The following is a 22,990-nucleotide window of genomic DNA, read 5'->3' as shown; positions in this document are numbered from 1 at the left end:
CAACCCGGTATTCGGCATGCGCCCGGCTTTCGGCAAGGTGCGCGGCCAGGACAGCGGCCTTGTTATCGCCTCGCTTGCAAGCCATCCTCAATCGTCAGCATTGGGCGAACAGGCGGACGATGGAAAAGGATACCCTGCTTGGCGGACCATGCCGCGGGAGGCGGACAACAGGTCGCGCAAGGCCGGCGTGCCGGGATGTAACCGGTGGCAAAGCATCTCGGACGCGGCAATGAACCTCTCCCACAATGAAGGCGAACCGCGCCCCCATCCGCCTGAAACCGGAAGCCGCACCGCACGCCACATTCCGCCAGAAGCGCTGGAAGCCCTTGCCAATCATCCGCAGCTGACCGAGGCGACGGTCAAACTCTTCACGATGATCACCAGCCATCAGGCCGCGCAGGGTCTCCTGCGTTTTGTGGTTGGCGACAGGGGGCGGCGGGCTGCCTTCTGGGGTGCGCTCGCGCTCCATACCGAACGCGAGTTCGGGGATGGGATCGGCCTCACGGTCAACCGGTTCTGCGACCGCCTTCACGAACACGGCGACATGAGCCGCGGCCGAGCCCGGGCCCTTTTCATCTTTATGCGGCATGTGGGCTTTCTGGAACGCTCCGGGGTCGACCGGCCCGGCATCTACGTGCCCTATGTGCCCACCGACCGGATGATGGCGCTTGCCACAGAGCGGTTGTCCCGCGCTCTGGAAGCCCTGTCCATCATCAGCCAGACCGGGACCGACGGCCGCGCCGCGCTGGACGACCCCGATTTCCCGCTGCTTCTTTGCATGAAGATCGGCAGTCTGGTGGGCGAAGGGATCCGGCCGCTGGCGAGCGAACCGTCGCTCAAGGCATTTTCCAGCCGCGATGGCGGCGAGTACATCGCGATGCATCTGTTTCTCGCTCATGCGGCGGCCACCCCACAGGAACAGCGCGACGGGTTTGTCTTTCAACTCACCGCCTGCGCCAAGCAGACCCATGTGTCGCGCCCCCATGTGTCGAACATGATTCGCGATGCGGCCGACGACGGGCTGCTGAAGCGGCGCGGCCGCGAGGAAATCATCCTGACCGACTTGTTTCTGACCTCGGTCAGCAAATCCGTGGTGCTGACGCTGGCCTATCTGGAAAAGATGACCCGCAGCGCGCTGGCCGATTTCAACCGCCGCGCCTAGCCGGTCCCGATACAACGCGCTCCTGCAGAACGTTACGGTCCGGCGCGCTGGAACGCTGCTGCCCCACCAATAAATGACTTCGGTCGATCCCGTATCGGCTCGCTCTGGGTCCAGGGGGGCGACCGGACCCCAGGCCGCGGTGCCTCCACGCTTGTGTCAGCCGGCCTGAAATTGCGGAAAGCTGACGGCGAGTGCCCAGGCCAGGCAGACGCCAAGGCCGATGCCGGCCGTCACCGGGCCGCTTCTCTGCCCCACCCAGCGCCCCATCAGCCCCTGAACGAGAAAGAACAGCAAAAGCACCGGCAAGATGATGAACAGGAACATCAGCCGCTCCGGGTCCAGCATGGCCGCGGCCGCGATCGACGCCAACAGACCGACCCGCGCCACAATCCGCTGCCACCCGCGTCCCTCGCCCGATTCGGTCAGAATACTATCGGCCACCATGAACGGGACGGTGCCGACCGCGAGCGCTGCCATGACGGCAAGCCGCCCGATATTGGGCACGTAGCTTGCCACATAGCGGTCCATCGCCAGGCCGAAGACGGCAATGCCCCAGACCACCAGCAGCAGCATCCCCGCCCACGAAAAGCCAGGCCTGCCCAGCCGCCATACCCGCAAAAGCAGAAGCTGCAACACGCCGTAGGCGGCCAGATGAACCATCAGATAATCCGCAACGAGCACCGGCAGGAACCGGACATAAAGCGCGGTGCAGACCAGAGGCACGGCAATGGCGGGCACCAGCACCGCCAGCCAGAACCGGCCGGCTGAAATGCCGGCAAGTGCTGCCCTGCGGCTTGGCAAAAGGCGCGTCAGCGGCTTCAGCAGCGCCACCACGCCTGCGAGCAGAAGCAGGATCCATCCGCCCGGCTGCAGGATGGGGCCGGTGCCTTGGAAATCGAACACCCGGTCCAGCCACGCCCTTGTCTCGCGCAGCGCCGTGGCGCTGTAAAGGACGCCGACGTGCTCCACCGAAGGCGCGGCGACCGCCCGGCGCACGACCCCGCCGGCGTCTGCGGTCTCCCCCTCCCCGGCGTCGGGATCGACCTGATGGAGCGCATCCAGCGCAGCGGCGCGCAAGGCCCCCTCCCATGCCCCACTGATGGCAAGGAGCGCAGGCGGCTGCGTGGCGGTGATGGCGACCGAAAACATGGAGATGGCCACCACGCCTCGCACCGGCGTGCCGACGGCCGCCTCCTCCAGTGCGGCGCGGATGATGACGTCCGTCGCCATAGAATGGCCAAGGAGCGCCACGCCCCGCAGCGGGTCCGTCATCTGGCGCCCGGCGGCAATCACGCGGCGGGTTTCAGCCACCAGCAGCGCGGTGGTGCCTTCGATGGAATCCACGTTGCCGGACATGGGGACAGGGTTGCGCCCGTGTCCCTCGAAATCGAACGCCAGAACCGTGTAGCCCGATTGCGCAAGGGTCAGCGAATAGGCCTGCATCAGCTGGCGCGACCCGGCAAAACCGTGCGCGACGATGACGAGCGGGCCGTCGGTGGTGCCCTTGCGGTACAAGGTGGCGGGCGTGGTGCCGATCGCCAGTTCGGAAATTTGAACGCCGGCCCGGCCCTCCTCCAGCTTCACCACGGACAGGATGATTGCGGCCAGGGCGACAATCGCGAGGAGCCAGGTGAAGGCGGCACGGACGGGACGCCGCGGCAGGGGTTCGCTCACCGGGTTCTCCACCGTGCGTCTTTCGGGGTGCGCAGGGGGTGCGCCGGAACGCGCGTTTCGTTCGCCCGCTGTTGTCAGTCCTCGACCTTGCCCGGCGCGGGCGGGCTGTGTAAAGCGCGCTCTGCCTGCGGCGCGGGTCTCCGGCGGCGGACCGCGCTGCCGCCCGCAAGCGCCAGCACCGCAACGATGACGACGCCCTGCACCACGTCCTGGGCGCCGGCGGGAAGACCCCAGATCTGCATGGTGGTCACGATGAGGACAAGAAGGACCGCGCCCAGAAGCGTCCCGAGCGCCGTGGAAAAGCCGCCGAAGATGAGCGAACCGCCCAGCACCACCGCACCGACCGACTGGAGCAGGTAGGGCGTCCCCATGTCGAGGAACGCACCGCCGACATTTGCCGAAAGGAGCGCGCCGGCAAGTGCGGCACACACCCCGCTGATGACGAAAGCCGCCGTTGTGGTCCGCCCCGTGCGCACGCCCGCAAGCTGCGCTGCGCGCAAATTCTGCCCGGTGGCCGACAGGGTCTGGCCGAACGCGGTGCGGTTGACGACGAAGGCCGCCAGCGCGGTTGCAGCGCATGCCAGCACCGCAATGACCGGCACATCACCCACCCGGCCCGACGCCAGCCAGTCCAGCGCCGGTGCGGTTTCGAAGCCGCGGACGCTGCGGTTCACCATCAGCGTTGCGGTGGCAAGGACGTAGCCCATCGCAAGGGTCGCGATCATGGCCGCAATGCCGAGCCGCACCACGAGCAGCGCGTTGACGAGCCCCACCGCAGCCCCCATGGCCAGCGCCGCGCCAAGCGCCAGCGGCAGCGTGGCGTTGGACCCATCGGCCAGCGTGACGGTAATGAACGCGCTCAGCGTCACGACGCTTGCGACCGAAAGGTCGATGTTGCCGCGCCCGGTTGCGACCACGAACATCTGGCCGAGCGCCACAATGGCAAGAAAAGACGCCGAGCGCGCAACGCCGCTGATGGAAGCAAGGCTGAAGCGCTCCATGGCGACGTTGAGCGCGACCCACAGGAGCGCAACGCCGAGCGCTGCCCACACCCAGCGGTGCCGCCGGGTGAATTCTGCAAGCGCCCTCACCGCGACCGCTCCACCAGCGCGCGCAGACCCAGAACCAGGATCATCAACAGCCCCTGCACCGCCGCATTGAAATCGGTCGACACCCCCAGCGCACCCAGCAGCGCGCCAATGAGCGAGAGCGTGACAGCCCCCGCCGCAACCCCCACCGGCGAAATGACGCCGCCCAGAAGCCGGCAACCGCCCAGCACCACGGCCGCGACGGCAAGGAGCGTGTAGCCGGACCCGGCGTTGATATCGCTCGCCCCGTTCATGGCGGTGATCGCAAGGCCGCCCGCGCCCGCGAAGGCCCCGGCCACAACGTAGCGGACGATGGACCATGTGAGCGGCGACCAGCCGGACCGCTCCAGCGCCATCGGGCTTGCACCGAACCCGCGCAGAACCGTTCCCATGCGCGAGCGATGCAGGATGAGCGCAACCACCGTGGCGGCGACCACCAGCACCAGCGGCGTCGGGATGCCGGGGATCGACCACTGGGTGGTGGCGCGCAACCAGTCGGGCGCCGCGCCCCCCGGTGCAGGCTGCACCGAATAGCCGACCCCGTACCAGATGAACGAGGCCCCCAGCGTGACCACAATGGCCGGCACGGCGCGCAGCCGGACAATGGCCGCCATCAGCGCATACCCCGCAAGACCGGCCAGAATGGCCGCGCCGCCCAGCAGCGGCGCACTCACCAGAAGCGTCGCCGACAACACGTTGACGAGCCCCGCGAAGGCGCCGACGCCAAGGTCGATCTCGCTGCCGCCCACCACAAACATCTGCGCCAGCGCAATGAGTGTGAGCGCCACCGCCGGCCCCATCAGAAGCTCGATGCCGAAGGTGGACGCCACCATGGGGTTCAGCGAGGCAAGCGCGCCGCAGACTGCCACGAGCCCGACGATTGCTGCGTTGCGCAGGACTGCGCGCGCTGCCCGCAGCGCGAGACCCGGACCGTCGGCTGCGCAAGTGCCCCCCTCACGCGCCGCAAAAGCGGTGGCAAGCACCCGCTCCTCACTGAGGTCATCGCCCGACAATATTGCGGCCACACTGCCGGATGCCATCACCAGAACGCGGTCGCACTCGGCAAATTCGGCATCCTCGGTGGAATGCCACACCACCAGCTTGCCGCTTTCGGCCGCCTCCCGCGCCACCTTGTAGAAGAGGCGCTTGGTGCCGATATCGACGCCGCGGGTGGGATCTTCCAGAATGAGGATCTCGGCGTCGGTGCCGAGCGCTCTGGCGGCCAGCGCCTTCTGCTGGTTGCCGCCGGAAAGCTCCAGAATGTTGGAGGCGAACCGCGCGGGATCGAGGTCGAGCCGCCTTGCCTCCGGCTCCACTGCCGCGCGTTCCCGCGCCGCCGACACGAGCGACCAGCCAGAGCGCCGGGCAATGCGCCCGATGGCAATGTTCTGCGACACCGGCCACAACGCAAAGACACCCTCGCGCGCCCGGTCGCCGGACACATAGGCCGCCTTACCGGCCCGCGTGGCACCGTTGCCGCTCCCGGCAAACAGCGCCTCCAGCAGCGTCTTCTGACCATCGCCCTCAAGACCCGCGACGCCGACGATCTCGCCGGCGTGAAGCGCCAGCGCGTGCCCGAGCCGGGCCGTCAGCGGGCGGTCGAGGCGCGCCAGCACCTTTCCCGTGGTTGCCGCGCTGGTTCGCGCGTTTCGCGCCTCGGCGCCGCCGCCCATGGCATCCACCAGCTGCGATGCGTTCACACTCTCAGCCGGCGCATCCAGAACGGCGCGGCCATTGCGCATGACGAAGACGCGGGTCGCCACGTCGAGCACTTCGCCGAGCTTGTGGCTGATGAAGATGACCGACAGCCCCTCCCTCGCCCTTGCCTGCACGAAGGCCCGCAACTGCCCGCTGCGCACCGCATCCAGCGACGATGTCGGCTCATCGAGAATGAGAAGGCGCAGGCCGGGAGCCGTGGCAGCTCTTGCAATCTCCACCATCTGGCGCTGCCCGATGGGGAGATCCTCCACCGCGCGGCCCACCGCAATGCCAGCGTCCGGAAACACCGCGTCGAGGCTTTCTCTTGCAATCCGCGCATAGGGCGCCCGCCAGAACAGCGGCGAACGGCCGGCAAGCGGCCGTTCCACGAACATGTTTTCCGCAACGGTGAGGTTGGCGCAGAGCGAAAGCTCCTGCCACACGATCCGCACGCCCATGCCATGGGCCGCACCCGGACCGAACGCGGCAAAGTTCACCGGCGTGCCGTCGATTGCGACCGTGCCGGCGTCCGGCGTGGCCGCTCCCGCCAGAACGCGCATCAGCGTGGATTTGCCGGCCCCGTTGGCGCCCACCAGCCCGATCACCTCCCCCGCGCCAACGGTGATGGACAGATCGTCGACGGCGACGGTGGGGCCGTAGGTCACGCGCACACCGCTGACGGCGACACGCGGCGGCACGGCCGCGGGAGAAACCGTCTCCCGCGGCAGGACAGGACGTTCGTTCATTGCAGGTCAGCAGCGATCAGTTTGCCGCAGGGCCGGACAGGAGGTGCTCTGCCACCCATGCCCGCGAGTAGCTGGGGCTGACGATGCGGCCCTGGGGCATATCCTTGTATTCGCCCAGATTGTCGGGCTCGACCACGGCAACGGGCATCACCATCTCCTGCGGCACGTCATCACCCTCGGCCAGCGCCAGCGCCACCCAGAATGCGGCCCCGCCAATGCCCGGCGTGGTGTTCATGGAGGTGGTGGCGTAATCGCCCTTCTCCATCCGGCCGGCCCACCATCGGATGAAATCGGCACTGCCGCCGCCCTCGATCACCGGCATGGCGTCGGCATAGTCCCCGCCGTACTGCTCGAAGGCCTGGGCAATGCCGTAGTCGTCGCTGCCGCCCTGGCCGAGCACGGCGTCGATCTTCGGCAGGCTGGGCAGGACGTTGGCGATGGCGGACTGGGCGACCGGCGCCGTGGCCTGGCCGTAGACCTCGGCAGCCACCTTCACGTCCGGATTGGCCTCCAGCACCTTCATCTGGGCGGCGTACATCTGCGCATCCGGCGCCGAGCCCTTCACCCCGCGCACGACGATGACGTTGCCCTTGCGGCCGATCAGATCCAGCGTCGCCTCCGCCTGGTCGGTCTTGTACTGGGTGAAGTCGAAACCCAGCGTGTGAGCGCAATCTTCCGACAGGATGGAATCGAAAGCGATGATGGCAATGCCCGCCGAGCACGCCTTGCCGACAATGTTGTTGAGCGCGGTTTCGGACGCGGCGTTGATGGCGATGGCGTCGACACCGCGCAAGATGAGGTCGGCAAGCTGGCTTTGCTGCTGCGGCACCGAACCGTCCCCGTTGAGGACGATGAAGTCTCCGATCAGCCCTTCGGCCTTGGCGCTTTCGGCAGCTTCGGTGAAGGAATCCACCATCTGCCGGCGCCAGTCGTTGCCGTAAAAGGAGTTGGACAGCGCAATTGTGGGCTTGTCCTGCGCGGCGGCAGGGGCGATTGCCGCACCAAGACCGGTCGCGGTCAGACAGACGGCGAGTGCCGTGACGGAGAACTTCATAGTTTACCTCCCGATGTTATTTTTTAGGGTACGGTATCGTCCGCATCCGGGGCCGCGCGCCATGCGTCGACGCGACCCTGACAACAGATTATACCAGTACACCATAAGCGGTCAATTTTATCGACCGTCTGTAGCCGGCGATCAGACATCATGATGGACTCCGCCCCAATCTCCCGACGGAAGCTGTCGGACGAAGTGTTCGACCGGGTGCTCGAAACCATCAAGGACGGGACATTGCAGCCGGGTGACCTGATGCCGTCGGAACGGGCGCTGATGGAGACCCTTGGCGTGGGAAGGCCGGCAGTGCGCGAGGCGTTGCAGTCGCTGGCGCGGATGGGGCTGATAGAGATCCGTCACGGCGGGCGGGCGCGGGTCGCCGAACCCTCGTTCGGCCACATGTTCGACCAGCTTGGCGAAACGATGCGCCACCTCCTCATCCACTCGCCCACCAACCTCGAACACCTGAAGGATGCGCGCGCCACGCTGGAGCGCGAAGTCGCCAGAATGGCAGCAAAGCGGCGCGCCGACAGTGACGTTCGGCGGCTATGGGGCGTTCTGGACGACCAGGCTGCCGCCGTCGACGACACGGCGAAGTTCCGCGCGCTCGACGGCCGGTTTCACCGCGAGATCGCCGCGATCAGCGGCAACCCCATCTGGCCTGTGGTGTCCGAAGCCGTGTTCTCGTGGCTCAATAATTTCCACGTCGATCTTGTGGCCGTGCCGGGGCTGGAGCAGCTCACGCTGACCGAACACCGGCAGATCGCCGAAGCCATCGAACAGCGCGATCCCGATGCCGCCGCGCAGGCCATGGGTGACCACCTCTACCGCGCCAACGAGCTTTACCGCCGCGCGAACCTCGCCTGATACCCGCAACGCCGAAGCCTTCGCGCCTGGCAACAAAAGTTGCTGCGGACGATTGCGCACCGCGCCCCAACTGGTATGATGAGTATATAAAAATGAGCGCAGCCGTCGATCTGCGCCACATGCTCGGTGGCAATACGCTGCCCCCAGGGAGAAGCGCGGATGGAGTTGGCCCAATCTGGTCAAACAGAAGAGGTCCGGAACGCGATCGCGCGCTATGGCACCGCGCAACGCACCGCGCCGCCGGTTGCGCTGACGGCCGGGCCGCTGCGGCTCCTTGTCGAAAGCGGCGTGGTCCGCCGGATCATGATTGCCAGCCACGAAATCATCCGCGGTATCGACATGCCGGTACGCGATGCCGACTGGGTCACCCACCCCACCAGAACACTCGGCGAGACCGCCACGCAGGAAGGCCAATCCTTCAGCTACCGCCGAAAATTCGAGGTGGCGGACGGGCTCTTCAACGGCACCTTCACGCTCGCAGGATCCGCCGAACCGCTGACGCTCACGGCGACGCTGGAACTTGTCGCAACGCGCGACGCAGCGGTTAACCGGGCCGGCTTTGTTGTGCTTCACCCGCTGAAGGGGGTCGCCGGAACGCCGGTTGAGCGCACCCGGCCGGACGGCCAGACCGATCGTCTGCAATTTCCCGCCGCCATCTCGCCAGCCCAGCCCGTGTTCGACATTGCCGCCCTCTCCCACGAGGTGAACGGCGTTACCGTCTCGATCAGTTTCGATGGCGACGTCTTCGAGATGGAAGACCAGCGCAACTGGACCGACGCATCCTTCAAGACCTATTGCCGCCCGCTCGGCCTGCCGCGCCCCTACACTGTGGCGGCCGGCGAGCGGATCACCCAGCGCATCGCGATGGCCTTTGCCGTCGCGCCGTCCGCCGGCACCGCGGCCGCCACCAGCACCCCGGAGGCTGCACGGGCGCCGGACATGGAGGTCGCACTTGATGAGAGCATCGCATCCCTGTCGCCCCAACAGGCCGCAGCCCTGACGCGCATCCCCTTCGTGGGTGCGCAGGTCCGCCTCTCCCCGGAAACGGCGGCGTCAGCACTGGAGGCAGCAGAACCGCTCGGCCTGCCGCTTGCCCTCGACATCGTGATCCCGGACGGCACGGAGCCCGGCAAAAGCCTTGCGAAGGTTGCCGACGCGGCAGCGGGCATGAACGTGGAGCGGGTTCTGGCGTTGCCAGAAGCCTACCTCGCCAGCCACCAGCCAGCGGGGCCATGGCCGGACGGCGCTGCGCCGGCTGATGCGGTGGCAGCAGCACGCCGCGCATTCGCAAACACCGAAATTGCCGCCGGAATGCTCACCAATTTCACCGAATTCAACCGGTGCCCGCCGGTTGGCGACACGGACTCGGTCTCCTTTGGCACCACCGCCATCGTCCACGCCGCAGACGACACCTCGGTCCTGGAAACGCTGGAAGCATTGCCGGCGGTTTTCGACAGTGCGCGCGCCCATGCCGGCGACCGCCCGATCCGCCTTGGCCTCACCACCATCGGCATGCGCTCCAACCCCTACGGCGCCGCAGTGGCGCACAACCCGGAGCGCAGCCGGACACCGATGGCCATGGACGACCCGCGGCACGGCGCCCTCTTTGCCGCAGCCTTTGCCGTCGGCGTGGCGGTCCACGCCGCGCGCGCAGGCATCGTCAGCCTTGCGCCCGCCATGGCAAGCGGGCCGCTCGGCCTGGTATCGGACGATGGCTCCCGCGCCCTGCCGCTGTTCCATGCGGTGCGGGCGCTGGCCCTCCTGTCAGGCGCTGCGGTCGAGGTGACGGCGGATGCGCCCGGCGGTCTTGCAGGGCTGATGGCGGACCGGCCCGGCCTCACGGGCATTGTCGCCAACCTCGGCGAAGCGCCTGCGCAGCTGACCCATGGCCGCGCGGTGCTCCTGTCGGTGGAAAGCGCGGAGGCTGCCGCCGACCCGGACTGGCTCGGCACCGCCCCCCGCATGGCCGCACCGCTGACCCTTGCGCCGCTCGACGTGGCGTTCCTGTTTGGCAATGGAGACGAACTTTGAGCGATCCCTACCGCGGTGTCCTGATCGGCTGCGGCTTCTTCGCGCGCAACCACATGCATGGCTGGGCGGACGCCAACGGCGCTGCAATTGTCGCCGTGTGCGACCGGGAACGCGCCAAGGCCGAAGCGTTTGCCGCCGACTTCGGCATTGCCCGCTTCTACACCGACGCTGCCGAGATGCTCGCCGCCGAAACACCCGATTTTGCCGACGTTGCAACCACGGTCGAAACCCATCGCCCTTTGGTGGAGCTTTGCCTCGGCCATGGTGCGGCAACCGTCTGCCAGAAGCCGTTTGCCGAAACCCACGCCGACGGCAAGGCCATGGTGGACGCCGCCGAAGCTGCCGGCAAACCGCTGATCATCCACGAAAATTTCCGCTGGCAGCGGCCGTTCATGGCGTTGAAGGAACGCCTTGAAGCCGGTGACATCGGCGCGCCCACCTTTGCCCGCCTCGCCTTCCGGCATGGCTACGACGTCTATGCCAACCAGCCCTACCTCGCCAAGACGGAACGGTTCGCAATCATGGATGTGGGCCTTCATCTGTTCGACGTTGACCGCTTTCTGCTGGGCGATGTGGTGGACATTCACTGCCGCACCCAGTCCATCAAGCCCGGCATTGCAGGCGAGGACGCATTCATCGCGACCGTCCGCCACGAAAGCGGCGTGGTTGCATCCATCGAATGCTCCTTCGCGTCGAAGATTGCGCCGGACCCGTTTCCGCAGACCCTCGTGTGGCTGGAAGGCACCGAGGGTACGCTGGAAGTCACGGGCGACTACCGCCTCCGCCTTCACAGGAACGGCACCGTGCAGGAGCGCGATGTCGAGCCGGACGTGCCGGCGTGGGGCGCGGCGCCGTGGCATGCGGTGCAGGCCTCGGTTGCCGCCTTCGAGGCCCATGTGGTGGACGTTCTTGCCGGACGGGCAGCGCCGCAACCCTCCGGTGCGCACAACCTCACCACCCTTGCCATGGCGCTCGCCGCATATCGCTCTGCGGAAACCGGCAGCGCCGTCAACATCAACGAATTTGTGGCGGGAGGCGCACTGTGAGTGACCGGATCGAGGCCGATTACCTGATCGAGACCGCCATTGGGCCGGACGAAGCTGCCGCGGCCATGGCGGGCGAGCAGTCGTCCGGCACCTTCGTCCCCGTCCCTGGCGAAACGCCGGAGCTGAAGGCCCGGTCCGCCGCGCAGGTCGTGGCGCTGGAGGATCTCGGGCCGGTGGACGGGCCATCGCTGCCAGGCGCGGCGAGGCCCGACCAGCCGCACCGGCGCGCCCGCGTCACCCTCTCCTGGCCGCTGCACAACACCGGACCGTCGCTTCCCAACCTGATGGCGACAGTGGCGGGCAACCTTTTCGAGCTGAAGCAATTTTCCGGCCTGAAGCTGACGGCGCTGCGCCTCCCCCGTGCCTTCGGCGACGCCTATATGGGGCCAGCCTTCGGCGTTGAGGGCACGAGGAGGCTCAGCGGCGTCGAAGGGCGGCCGCTGATCGGCACGATCATCAAACCCTCCATCGGCTTCAACCCCGCAGAAACGGCCGACCTCACCCGCGTCCTGTGCGACGCCGGTATCGACTTCGTGAAGGATGACGAGCTGCAGGCGGACGGGCCGAGCTGCCCGTTCGAGGAACGCGCACACGCCGTGATGCGGGTGGTCAACGACCACGCCGACCGGACCGGCCGCAAGGTGATGTTCGCCTTCAACATCACCGGCGAGATGGACGAGATGCGCCGCCGGCACGACCTTGTGGTGGCGCTTGGCGGCACTTGCGTGATGGCCAGCCTCAACTCGGTGGGCCTTGTGGGCATGGCAGCGCTCCGCCGCCACACCGCATTGCCGATCCACGCCCACCGCAACGGCTGGGGGATTTACGACCGGCACCCGATGCTCGGCATCTCCTACACCGCGTGGCAGGTGTTCTGGCGCCTCATCGGCTGCGACCACATGCACGTCAACGGCATCGCCAACAAGTTCTGCGAGGCGGACGACAGTGTCATCGCCTCCGCCCGCGCGTGCCTGACACCGCTGTGGGACGACAAGCCCTGCATCGCCATGCCGGTGTTCTCGTCCGGCCAGTCGGCCCGCCAGCCCCCCGCCACGTACAAGGCACTCGGCTCGCCGGACCTCATATATGCCGCTGGCGGCGGGATCATGGGGCATCCTCAGGGCGTTGCGGCCGGCGTTTCCAGCCTGCGCGAAGCGTGGGAGGCCGCGATGGAAGGCGTGCCGCTGGAAGACCACGCGAAGGCGCATCCGGCCCTTGCCGCTGCGCTCGGGGGCGCCCGGTGAACCTTCCCGCCGGCCCTCTCATTGCCTGGTACGGCGACGACTTTACCGGCGCATCGGCGGTCATGGAGGTGCTGACCTTCGCCGGCTTCCCCTCGGTTCTGTTTTTCGATCCGCCGGACGCTGCGCGGCTGGCACGGTTCGGCACCCTGCGCGCCATCGGGATTGCGGGGGATGCCCGCACCCGTGACCCGGCGTGGATGGAGGCCAACCTGCCGCCCGTTTATGCCGCGCTGCGCGCGACCGGGGCGCCGGTCACACACTACAAGGTCTGCTCCACGTTCGATTCCGCGCCCGATGTCGGCTCCATCGGCAAGGCGGCTGATCTCGGAATTGCGGCTGATGGCTGGGCGCCGCTGGTGGTTGGCGCACCCGAGATCGGCCGCTGGCAGGCTTTCGGCACCCTCTTTGCTGCCGCCGGCGACACCGTTCACCGGCTGGACAGGCACCCCACCATGGCCGTCCACCCGGTCACGCCGATGGACGAGGCTGACGTGTGCCGCCACCTCGGCCGGCAGACAGAGCGCCGCGTGGGCCTCGTCGATCTGGTCGCGCTCAAGGCCGGCCGCGGCGCCGATGCGCTGAAAGCGGCGCGTGCCGGGGGCAACACCATCGTCGCGTTCGATGTGGTCGACGACGAGACGCTTGCCGCAGCCGGTGCGCTGATCTGGGCGCAAGCGATGGACGCGCCGCTGTTTGCCCTCGGCTCGCAAGGGGTGGAGTACGCGCTCGTTGCGGCCTGGCGCGCAGCGGGTGTCGCGCCGCCCCCGGCGCCGCCGCAGACGGTTGCCCCGGTGCACCGCCTCGCCATCGTCTCCGGCTCGTGCTCGCCGATTACCGCAGGACAGATCGCCCACGCCGAGGCGGACGGGTTCGCCATCGTCCCCCTCGACCCTGCCGCCGCGGTGGACGAAGCGGCATGGGGGCGCGCAAAAGACGCCGCCGCAGAGAACGCGCTTGCTCTTCTCGGGCAAGGGCGCAACCCGCTGGTGTGCACCGCGCGGGGGCCTGACGACCGGTCCATCTCCGCGTTCCGCGAAGCTGTTGCGCAGTCCGGCACCGGCCTTGCCACTGCCAATACGCGCATTGGCGAAGGGCTCGGCGAGATCCTCAACCGCATCGTGCGAGACGCCGGCCTCACACGCGCAGCAATTGCAGGCGGCGACACCTCCAGCGCGGCGGCACGGGGGCTCGGCATCTATGCCGTCACCGCCGAGGCACCGCTGGTACCGGGCGCAGCGCTCCTGAAAGCGCACGGCGACGACCCGGCCACCGACGGCGTCCAGATCGCACTCAAGGGCGGCCAGATGGGGCCGCCGGATTTCTTCTCGCGCATGCGGGCGGGCAGCCCTTGCGCACAATGACGGGCCACCGGCCTGAACACGAAAGAGGACGCACATGACCAGAATCGCTCTGCTCGGCGCCGGCGGAAAAATGGGCGTCAGGCTCGCCACGAACCTGATGGATACCAAGTTCACGGTGTCGCCGGTGGAACCGTCCGAAGCCGGGCGGGACAGGCTGGTCGCCGCCACCGGCCTCCAATGCACGGACAAGAACAACGCCATCCGCGACGCGGATGTGGTGCTGATGGCAACCCCGGACCGGCTGATCGGCAAGATCGCCCACGAAATCATTGCCGACGTGAAGCCTGGCGCCGCGATCATCATGCTCGACGCCGCCGCCCCCCACGCCGGAGAGCTGCCGGAGCGCAACGACGTCACCTATTTCGTCACCCACCCCTGCCATCCGCCCATCTTCAACGATGAGGAAGGCGACACGCGGCTCGACTTTTTCGGCGGCGTCGGCGCCAAGCAGCACATTGTCTGCGCGCTGATGCAGGGGCCGGACGAGCATTACGCCATGTGCGAGGAAGTGGCGCGGGAGATCTACAAGCCGGTGATGCGCTCGCACCGGGTGACGGTGGAGCAGATGGCCATTCTGGAGCCTGCCCTGTCCGAGACCGTTGGCGCCACCTTCGCGCTGGCGCTGCGCAAGGCGACCGACGAGGCGGTCAAGCGCGGCGTGCCGGAACAGGCCGCACACGACTTCATCCTCGGGCACCTCAACATCGAGCTTGCCATCGCATTCGGCATCTTCCCCGAGGGCAAGTTCTCCGACGGTGCCCTCCACGCCATCCGGGAGGCCGAGCCGCAGATCTTCCGCGATGGCTGGCTGGACCGCGTGTTCGCACCCGAAGCCGTGCTCCAGTCCGTCAAGGACATCTGCCAGCCCGACGAGGCGGCCTGATCCCTTCCGGCCGGCAACCAGCCGGCCGGCACTCCGGCCCACGAGGCCGCAACACCAATCAATAATCCTGAGGAAACCCCATGAAGATTCTTATTGCGGCAGGCACCCTTGCAGCCGTTGCAGCCATCGCAACGCCGGCATCGGCCGCCAATATCTGCTTCGCCTTCCAGGACCTTGAGACCGAGTTCTGGGTGGCAGGCCATCAGGCCATCACCGCCACGCTGGAGGAGAAGGGCCACACCGTCATCGAGCGGAACGCCAACGAGGACGCAAACCGCCAGCTGGAACAGGTGCGCGACTGCATCGCCCAGGGCGTTGACGGGATCATCATCATTCCGCAGGACGGCGAGAGTGCCGTCACCATCGTGAAGGAAGCGCAGGAAAACGACGTGCCGATCGCGGTGTTCAACCGCCCGCCGTCAGACCTTTCGCGCGGCATTGTCGTGGTGGCGGACAACGCCAGCATCGCCAGCCAGGCCGTCGACTTTCTGGCCGAGAAGGCGCTGGAAAACGCGGGCGACGCACCGCTTCAGCCGCTCATTTTGGTGGGTGACCTTGGCGACCCCAACGCCGTCGGCCGCAAGGAGGGCTTTTACACTGCCATTGAGAAGCACGGCGACAAGTTCGCCGCGCCCATCGAAGTGGCGACCGAATGGGATGCGGCGACCGCCCTTGCCAATCTCGAAGCTGCGGTGACCGCCAACCCCGATATCGACCTCGTCTTCACCTCGTCGGACTTCCTCTTTCCCACCATCCGGTCGGTTTTCGAGCCGCGCGGCATGTGGAAGAAGGCCGGTGAAGACGGGCATGTGGTCATGGGCGGCCTCGACGGGGACGCCACCGCCTGCCAGCTCATCAAGGACACCTACGTCGACGCAACCGGCGTGCAGGATCTTTACTTCGAGGCCGACCAGGCGCTGAACGCCATCCTCAAAGCCATCGAAGACGGCGAATATGCACCTAACGAGGTGATTGCGGACCCGGGCTTTGCGCTCACCTCCGCCAATATCGGCGAGCGCGAGAAGGACATGTGGGGCTGCGTGCTCCTGGCAGACGGCTTCCTCGACAAGTGAGCGAGCCGCATCGCACAGAAGGCAGCGTCCTCCCGGCCAGCGGGCCGGGGGGGCGTCCCGCCGCACAAGACGCCGACCGCCCCCTGGATGCAGCGGACACCAGAAGTGTGGCGCGCCCCGGCAGCGTCACGCGCCTGGGGCGCCGGCTGGGGGACCTGTTCCTGTCGGACTATTTCGTCCTTTACCTCACGCTCGCCTACGTTCTGGTCCTCGTGCCGTTCCTGCCGACGCTGTCGAACCCGGCGAACGTGTCCAACATCCTGTCCAACATGTGGCCGCTTCTGGTGGTTGCCGTGGGGCAGACCTTCGTTCTCACCATCGCCGGCATCGACCTCAGCCAGGGCGCAGTCATCGGCCTTGCGAGCGTCGTCGGCGGCGCGCTGCTTGCGGTCGGCGGCTCCGGCGCGGTGCTGGAGAACGCGCCGCTCTGGGGCACCATCCTCACCGAGGAAGGCGGGCCGCTGGCGGGCGTGCCCCTTGGCCTTGCACTCGGCATTGGAGCGATGCTCCTCACCGGCGCGCTGATCGGCGCTGCCAACGGCATTTCGATCGCCTACCTCAACATGCCGCCCTTCATGGTGACGCTGGTCGGCCTCATCGGCATCGGCGCCTTCGCCATCTGGCTCACCCAGTCGGAAAACATCCGGCCGCTGCCGGAAAGCTTCATCGAGCTTGGGAAGGGCGACATCGTTTCGGTCTATCTGGGGGCGCAGGACGAACCGCGCATTCCGCGCCGTCAGATTTTCTCGTTCATCACCTACCCGGCGGTGATTGCCATCGCCATTGCCATTGCCGCGCACATCCTCCTGTCGCGCACCGTGTTCGGACGTTACGTCTATGCCATCGGCGCCAACCGGCGGGCTGCCGAGATTTCCGGCGTTCCGGTGAAACGGATCGTCGTTGCGGTCTTCGTCATATCGGCGGTGTGCGCGGCGGCGGGGTCGATCCTCTACTCCGCGCGGCTGGAGGCGGGCCGGCCTACCCTTGGCGACGGCGCCTTCCTGCTGGACGTGATCGGCGCGGTGGTCATCGGCGGCACCAGCCTTTTCGGCGGCAAGGGCAAGGTGCTTTGGACGGTGTTCGGCGTCCTGTTCTTCGTCGTCCTGTCCAACACGCTCAACCTCATGAACCTGTCGTCCTTCCATATCGACATGGTGAAGGGCGCCGTCATCCTCGCCGCCGCCCTGCTCGATGTTCTGCGAACGCGGCTGATGCGCGAGAGAGCGGCATGAGCGCGCTCCTGCGCCTTGAGGCGCTCTCCAAGGCCTATTACGGCGTGCCGGCGGTGGAAGACGTGACGCTGGATGTGGCGCAGGGCGCCGTGCTCGGCCTGATCGGCGAAAACGGCGCCGGCAAATCCACCTTGATGAACATGGTGGGCGGCGTGCTCGCCCCCTCCTCCGGCCAGATGTTCTGGCGCGGCGAACCCTATGCGCCTGCCGGGGCGGCTGCGGCGGCCGCACGCGGTGTCGCCTTCATCCACCAGGAGCTGAACCTCTTCCTCAACCTGTCGGTTGCCGAAAACCTCTTCGTGGACGGTTTTCCGAAAAAGCTCGGCCTGATCGACCGGCGCGCCATCCGCGAACGGGCCGCCGAACTTCTGGCAGCCCTCGACCTCCATGTCTCGCCGGATGCCGCGGTGGGCGATCTTTCGCCCGGCGAGCGGCAGCTGGTGGAAATTGCCAAGGCGCTCCACCGCGATGCTGCGCTGATCATTTTCGACGAGCCGACCACGTCGCTCACCCCGCGCGAGACCACGCGGCTGTTCGAGGTGATCGAACGACTGCGCGATCAGGGCAAGACGATCATCTACATCAGCCACGTTCTGGGCGATGTTGCGCGGCTGTGCGATACGGTCGCGGTCCTGCGCGATGGGCGGCTGATCGAAAGCGGCAAGGTGGCCGACTTCGACATTCCACGGATGATCCACGCGATGATCGGGCGCGCCCTGTCCGGCCTCTTCCCCGAACGGACGGCAAGGCCCGAAGCGGACATTGCGCTGAAGGTGAGCGGCCTTGGCCAGCCTGGCGTACTGGAAAATGTTTCGTTCGACCTTCGGCGCGGCGAAATTCTCGGCCTCTTCGGGCTGATGGGGTCAGGGCGGACGGAGCTTGCCCGCGTCCTGTTCGGCCTCGATCCCGCCGAACAGGGCGAGATCGTCCTTGCCGGCACACCGCTCACAGGCAGCCCCAGGGCGCGGATCGAGGCGGGCCTTGCCTTCGTCACCGAAGACCGCCGGGCCGAGGGGCTGATGATGGAAAGCCCCATCGAGGACAATCTTGCCCTCGTCTCCATCAGCCGGTTCGGCCGCGCCCCGGCAGCGCTGATCGACGCCGAGGCGCTGGCCGAAGAGGCGCTCGAAACGGCAGGCCGCGTCCAGTTGAAGGCCGGCAAGATTGACCGCCAGCCGGCGAAATCGCTCTCCGGCGGCAACCAGCAGAAGGTCGTCATCGGCAAGTGGCTGATGAGCGGCCCCCGCGTCTTCATCCTCGACGAGCCGACCAGAGGCGTCGACGTCGGTGCCAAGTACGAGATCTACACACTGGCCGACCAGCTCGCCGCAGCCGGCGGCGCGGTGCTTTTCATCTCGTCCGAAATCGACGAGCTGATGGGGGTCTGCGACCGCATTCTCGTCATGAGCCGCGGGGAGATTGTCGGCGGCTTCGATGCGCCGCCGTTCGAGCAGTCCGCAATCCTGTCCATGGCCTTCAGGGAGACGGCATGACCCTCAAAGAGCGCGCAACCCGCCTTCTCCTGCGCAACGCCACAATCCCGATCTTCGCGGTCGTTCTGGTCTTCTTCGGCTTCCAGTCAGACGCATTTCTGACGCCGGAGAACGTTGCCAACATCATCAAACAATCCTCCTTCATCGGCATTGCCGCGGTCGGGATGAGCTTCGTCCTTCTCACGCGGGGGATCGACCTTTCCGTTGGATCGGTGATGTATCTGGGGCCGCTTCTGGCGGGCATCGCCATGCGGGAGTTGCCCATCGGCGTTGCCGGCGGGCTCCTGACCGCAGTGCTGGCGGGCCTCGCCATGGGCGCCATCAACGCGCTTTTCATCGTGCGGCTGAACATCGCCCCCTTCATCGTCACGCTCGCCACGCTCTTCTTCTTCCGCGGCGCCGGCACCTGGATCACGTCGTCGCGCCAGTTCGACTTCGACCGGTCGATGCTCGACTTCGGCCTCTCCTCCGTGTTCGGCGTGCCGCTTCCGGTGATTGTCTTCGTGCTGGTGGCGCTGGCGGCATGGATCGTCCTGTCACGCACTTCGTTCGGGCGGCAGATCTATGCGGTGGGCGCGGACCCGGAGGTTGCCCGCAAGGCCGGCATCCGGGCCGACTGGGTGCGGGCGAGGGTCTACCTCATCTCGTCGGCCTGCGCGGCGACGGCGGGCTTCATCCTGATTGCACAGATCGGCCGGCTCGACGTTGCATTCGGCGAAGGGCGTGAGTTCGACGTGATTGCAGCCGCGGTGCTGGGCGGCGTCAGCCTCTTTGGCGGGGTGGGCACGGCCTTCGGCGCTGCCATCGGCGCGGTGCTGATCCAGACGGTGCGGACGGGGCTCGTCTTCACCGCCGTGAACCTTTACCTGCAGCCCATCGTGCTGGCGGCGATCATCTTTGCCGCCGTGCTGATCGACGGGCAACGGGACCTCAGGCTACGCCGGTCTCGCCGCCGCGCCATCCGACCGCTCACCGGCTGACCGCGTTGCAGCCATCCCGGCGGGATCAGCGGCGACGCGGCTTGGAGGTCCGGAAACGACAGGATGGGTCGACCCCATCGCTTCAGGTCGAAGGGGTGCCCCCGCGGCGCTGGGCGTGAAATGCCTCAAGCGTTGCGTCATTGGGGGGATAGGTGCCGATCAGCGGCGCACCCTTGCGGATGCGTTCGCGGCAAAAAGCTTCGAGGTCGGCCTGACTTGCGCCGGTCCCTGCAACATCGTCGGCCAGCGCTCTCGGAACGACAACCACCCCGTCGGCGTCGCCCACCAGCACGTCGCCCGGAAACACGGGCAGCCCGCCACAGGCAATCGACTCGTTGACCGCCACCACATGAAGGTGCGCCTGACTGCCGGCGGGCGACGCGCCGGCGCAATAGGCGGGCAGGCCGGTGTCCCCAATGCCGGCAACATCACGCAGGCCCCCGTCGGTCACCACAGCGCCCACGCCGCGCACCGCAAGGCTGAGCGCAAGAATGTCGCCCATGAACCCGGCGCGCCGCTCGCCGCGCGCATCCACGCACAACACCTCCCCCGCCGCCACTTCGGTGACGGCAATGCGTTGGAGGTTGCGCGGCAGACGCATCATGAAATCCGCCGTGCCGATGTCGGGACGCATGGGAATTGTGCGCACGGTGTAGGCCGGCCCCGCAAAGGGCCGCACATTGCCCTGAAGCGGCGCAACTCCTTGCATCACTGTGTCCCGAAGCCCGCGCTTGAACAGCTCCGACGCGATGCCGGCAACGCCCACTTTGCGCAGCGCCTCCAGCGTGCCGGGACCGAGGGCGGCCAGCGGCTCACCTGTCAGAACATCGTTTGCGGGTATTGGCATGTGAGCCTCCGGTGGTCGAAACGGGTTGGGACTGGAGCGGCAACGCGATGGCGCCGCCCGTCTGCCTGCATGCAAGCGCCGTGACGGTCGTTGCCAGCGTGCAAACCGGAGCGGCGGCAGCCCGGTCGGCACCCGCGCCCGTTCGTCTCTCACCGACCGGCGGGTCGCCACTCACTTGCTTTGTGCCACAAGTCTCCGCCAATCATTGACGCTTGGGCAAGCGCCGGAGATCCTCCGGGTGCAGGGCCTGGGGTGAAGCGGGATGGATGCAGCATCGCGGCAGACGGTGCCGGGACATCCGCAGGACAAGGGTTGGCCAGGGCAAATGACGATGACGAAACCAAACCCGCCAACGCAGTCCTACCCCGCGCCATCGGCGGTGCTCGAACTGTTGAAGCCGATCACGTGGTTTCCGCCCATGTGGGCGTTTGCGTGCGGGGTGGTATCGTCCGGCATCCCCATCGCGGCCAACTGGACCATTGCGCTCCTCGGCGTTCTTCTGGCCGGGCCGCTGGTCTGTGCCATGAGCCAGGCCATCAACGACTGGTATGACCGCGAGGTCGACGCCATCAACGAACCCCAGCGGCCCATCCCGTCGGGGCGGGTTCCGGGGCTGTGGGGCCTGTATATTGCGGGCATCTGGTCGGTGCTGTCGCTGATGGTGGCGGCCCTGCTTGGCACATGGGTGCTGGTGGCCACCGTGGTGGCGCTGGTGCTGGCCTGGGCCTACAGCGCGCCGCCCTTCCGGCTGAAGCGCAACGGCTGGTGGGGCAACGCGGCCTGCGGGTTTTCCTACGAGGGGATCGCGTGGGTCACCGGCGCTGCGGCCATGCTCGGCGGCAACCTGCCGCGCATTGAGGTGCTGGCGATTGCGGGGCTCTACAGCATCGGCGCCCACGGCATCATGACGCTGAACGACTTCAAGGCCATCAAGGGCGATTCGGAAATGGGCATCCGCTCGCTTCCGGTGTCCCTCGGCGCAGACCGTGCGGCGCTGGTGGCCTGCATCATCATGATCGCCCCCCAGCTCGTTGTCATCGCGCTCCTCCTCAGCTGGAACGCGATCATTCCCGCGGCCATTGTGGTGGTGTTCGTGATCGGACAGCTGGCACTGATGCGCCGGTTTCTGCGTGCCCCGATCGAAAAGGCAATCTGGTACAGCGGTTTCGGCGTCCCGCTCTTCGTCTTCGGCATGATGGCCTGTGCCTTTGCGCTGCGCGGTCTTCCCGGCAGCTAGGGCGTGGTCGTGCAGCAGGCCGGGACAAGGCTGCAAAGAATTCCGCCAATTGCCGCCCGGCCTCTCCGGGAGAAGCAATGTCGGCAGAAAGCTGGGTAAACCCGTGGGCCAGCGTCAGCGCCGGAATTCTGCCTGTGCTTTACCTTTGGCGGCTTGCAACCTCTGGCCGCCGGGTTGTGCGGCAGCGCAATCCCCCGTTTGATTGACAGCCGCCCCCCGGCAGCTGGCAGACTGACGGGCCTTCACGGGGCCGCTGGCGTCCGCCCGGACGCAGGCCGATAACCAGACAAGAACGAAAGCCGGCATTCCGGCAAACGACACCAGGGAGAATTTATGCGCGTATTGTTCACAGGCGGCAGCGGCAAGGCTGGCAAGCACGTGGTTGCCTATCTCGTCGACCAGGGCCACGAGGTTCTCAACGTCGACCTGACGCCGCTGGATCTGCCGGGCGTCAACAACCTCATCGCCGACGTTTCCGACGCCGGTGAAGCCTACGGCGCCATGAACTCCTACATGAGCATCGAAGATGCCCGTGAGGCCACCGGCCCGGCCCACTTCGACGCGGTGGTCCACTTCGCGGCGATCCCGCGCATCCAGATCAAGCCCGACAACGAGACCTTCCGCATCAACACGATGAGCACGTACAACGTGATCGAAGCGGCGGTGAAATGCGGCATCAAGAAGATCATCTTCGCGTCGTCGGAAACCACCTACGGCGTCTGCTTTGCCAACGGTGAGCGCAAGCCCGAATATATTCCGGTCGACGAGGAGCACCCCACCGTCCCCGAGGATTCCTACGCGATGTCCAAGGTCGCCAACGAGGTGACGGGAAAGTCCTTCCAGCGGCGGAGCGGCGCGGACATCTACGCGCTGCGGATCAACAACGTGATGGAGCCGCACGAGTACGAGACGCTCTGGCCCGAGTTCTTCGAGAACCCCAGCGTACGGCGCGTCAACCTGTTTGCCTACATCGACGCGCGCGATCTCGGCCAGATCGTCGACCGCTGCCTGAAGACCGACGGCCTTGGCTATCAGGTCTTCAACGCCTCCAACGACACCCATTCGGTCGACGTCACGACCGACAAGCTGATTGCCGAATATTACGCCGACGTGCCGAAGAAGGCGGAGATGGGCGAGCACGAAACATTCTTCTCCAACAAGAAGATCCGCGACGTGCTCGGCTTTGTGGAGGACCACGACTGGCGCAAATACATCAAACCGAAGGGCTGATGTAGAGCTGCCCTGCCGGGACGCGACCGCCCCCGAGGCGTTGCGCC

Annotated in this window: 18 protein-coding genes; 13 read left to right on the top strand and 5 right to left on the bottom strand. The window is 67.0% G+C overall.

What is annotated here, in order from left to right; all coding sequences use genetic code 11:
- The first annotated feature begins 16 nt into the window (after window positions 1–16).
- Entirely contained in the window at window positions 17–1,162 is a 1,146-nt protein-coding gene (locus tag RDV64_RS18225; protein ID WP_309196384.1) for a hypothetical protein, read from the top strand.
- Between the two features lie 156 nt (window positions 1,163–1,318).
- On the opposite strand, the gene RDV64_RS18220 is transcribed toward RDV64_RS18225, so the two are convergent.
- From RDV64_RS18220 to RDV64_RS18205, 4 genes are all read right to left on the bottom strand, one after another.
- Window positions 1,319–2,836, bottom strand: coding sequence for an alpha/beta fold hydrolase (locus RDV64_RS18220; RefSeq protein ID WP_309196383.1), 1,518 nt, complete (start codon window positions 2,834–2,836; stop codon window positions 1,319–1,321).
- Window positions 2,837–2,910: 74 nt separating this feature from the next.
- Window positions 2,911–3,927, bottom strand: coding sequence for an ABC transporter permease (locus RDV64_RS18215; protein ID WP_309196382.1), 1,017 nt, complete (start codon window positions 3,925–3,927; stop codon window positions 2,911–2,913).
- On the bottom strand, window positions 3,924–6,368 hold the full coding sequence (locus RDV64_RS18210) for an ATP-binding cassette domain-containing protein (protein WP_309196381.1): 2,445 nt from the start codon (window positions 6,366–6,368) through the stop codon (window positions 3,924–3,926). Before RDV64_RS18210 ends, RDV64_RS18215 begins: the two co-directional genes overlap by 4 nt.
- 16 nt (window positions 6,369–6,384) lie before the next feature.
- Window positions 6,385–7,422 (bottom strand): ABC transporter substrate-binding protein, encoded by a 1,038-nt coding sequence (locus RDV64_RS18205; protein WP_309196380.1) that lies wholly within the window; start codon window positions 7,420–7,422, stop codon window positions 6,385–6,387.
- A 150-nt stretch (window positions 7,423–7,572) separates the two neighbouring features.
- Between RDV64_RS18205 and nanR the strand changes: the two genes are divergently transcribed.
- From nanR to RDV64_RS18155, 10 genes are all read left to right on the top strand, one after another.
- Window positions 7,573–8,286: a transcriptional regulator NanR gene (nanR, locus tag RDV64_RS18200; RefSeq protein ID WP_309196379.1), complete on the top strand. Its 714-nt coding sequence runs from the start codon at window positions 7,573–7,575 to the stop codon at window positions 8,284–8,286.
- Window positions 8,287–8,445: 159 nt separating this feature from the next.
- Window positions 8,446–10,317: a hypothetical protein gene (locus RDV64_RS18195; RefSeq protein ID WP_309196378.1), complete on the top strand. Its 1,872-nt coding sequence runs from the start codon at window positions 8,446–8,448 to the stop codon at window positions 10,315–10,317.
- Window positions 10,314–11,363, top strand: coding sequence for a Gfo/Idh/MocA family oxidoreductase (locus tag RDV64_RS18190; RefSeq protein ID WP_309196377.1), 1,050 nt, complete (start codon window positions 10,314–10,316; stop codon window positions 11,361–11,363). Before RDV64_RS18195 ends, RDV64_RS18190 begins: the two co-directional genes overlap by 4 nt.
- Window positions 11,360–12,607 carry a ribulose-bisphosphate carboxylase large subunit family protein gene (locus RDV64_RS18185; protein ID WP_309196376.1) on the top strand — a complete coding sequence of 416 codons (1,248 nt, stop codon included), beginning with the start codon at window positions 11,360–11,362 and terminating at the stop codon, window positions 12,605–12,607. Before RDV64_RS18190 ends, RDV64_RS18185 begins: the two co-directional genes overlap by 4 nt.
- Window positions 12,604–13,968, top strand: a complete 1,365-nt coding sequence (locus tag RDV64_RS18180; protein WP_309196375.1) for a four-carbon acid sugar kinase family protein — start codon at window positions 12,604–12,606, stop codon at window positions 13,966–13,968. Before RDV64_RS18185 ends, RDV64_RS18180 begins: the two co-directional genes overlap by 4 nt.
- A 34-nt stretch (window positions 13,969–14,002) precedes the next feature.
- Complete coding sequence (locus tag RDV64_RS18175) at window positions 14,003–14,851, top strand: phosphogluconate dehydrogenase C-terminal domain-containing protein (RefSeq protein WP_309196374.1); 849 nt, start codon at window positions 14,003–14,005, stop codon at window positions 14,849–14,851.
- Between the two features lie 80 nt (window positions 14,852–14,931).
- A complete protein-coding gene (locus tag RDV64_RS18170; protein ID WP_309196373.1) occupies window positions 14,932–15,924 on the top strand; it encodes a sugar ABC transporter substrate-binding protein in 993 nt (330 codons plus the stop codon).
- A gap of 107 nt (window positions 15,925–16,031) precedes the next feature.
- Complete coding sequence (locus RDV64_RS18165; RefSeq protein WP_309196372.1) at window positions 16,032–17,156, top strand: ABC transporter permease; 1,125 nt, start codon at window positions 16,032–16,034, stop codon at window positions 17,154–17,156.
- A complete protein-coding gene (locus RDV64_RS18160; protein ID WP_309196371.1) occupies window positions 17,153–18,649 on the top strand; it encodes a sugar ABC transporter ATP-binding protein in 1,497 nt (498 codons plus the stop codon). The genes RDV64_RS18165 and RDV64_RS18160 overlap by 4 nt, the downstream gene beginning before the upstream one ends.
- Complete coding sequence (locus tag RDV64_RS18155) at window positions 18,646–19,629, top strand: ABC transporter permease (RefSeq protein WP_309196370.1); 984 nt, start codon at window positions 18,646–18,648, stop codon at window positions 19,627–19,629. Before RDV64_RS18160 ends, RDV64_RS18155 begins: the two co-directional genes overlap by 4 nt.
- 82 nt (window positions 19,630–19,711) lie before the next feature.
- Here RDV64_RS18155 and RDV64_RS18150 read toward each other — a convergent pair whose 3' ends face one another.
- Window positions 19,712–20,476 carry a ribonuclease activity regulator RraA gene (locus RDV64_RS18150; RefSeq protein ID WP_309196369.1) on the bottom strand — a complete coding sequence of 255 codons (765 nt, stop codon included), beginning with the start codon at window positions 20,474–20,476 and terminating at the stop codon, window positions 19,712–19,714.
- Window positions 20,477–20,801: 325 nt separating this feature from the next.
- On the opposite strand from RDV64_RS18150, the gene chlG reads away from it, so the two are divergent.
- Both chlG and RDV64_RS18140 read left to right on the top strand, forming a co-directional pair.
- On the top strand, window positions 20,802–21,713 hold the full coding sequence (chlG, locus tag RDV64_RS18145; RefSeq protein WP_375143765.1) for a chlorophyll synthase ChlG: 912 nt from the start codon (window positions 20,802–20,804) through the stop codon (window positions 21,711–21,713).
- Between the two features lie 333 nt (window positions 21,714–22,046).
- A complete protein-coding gene (locus RDV64_RS18140) occupies window positions 22,047–22,943 on the top strand; it encodes an NAD(P)-dependent oxidoreductase (RefSeq protein WP_309196367.1) in 897 nt (298 codons plus the stop codon).
- Window positions 22,944–22,990: the final 47 nt, after the last annotated feature.

Origin of the sequence: Acuticoccus sp. MNP-M23 (assembly GCF_031195445.1) — a bacterium.
In the GTDB taxonomy this organism is placed as follows: domain Bacteria; phylum Pseudomonadota; class Alphaproteobacteria; order Rhizobiales; family Amorphaceae; genus Acuticoccus.
This window is presented reverse-complemented; position numbering and strand designations above follow the sequence as displayed.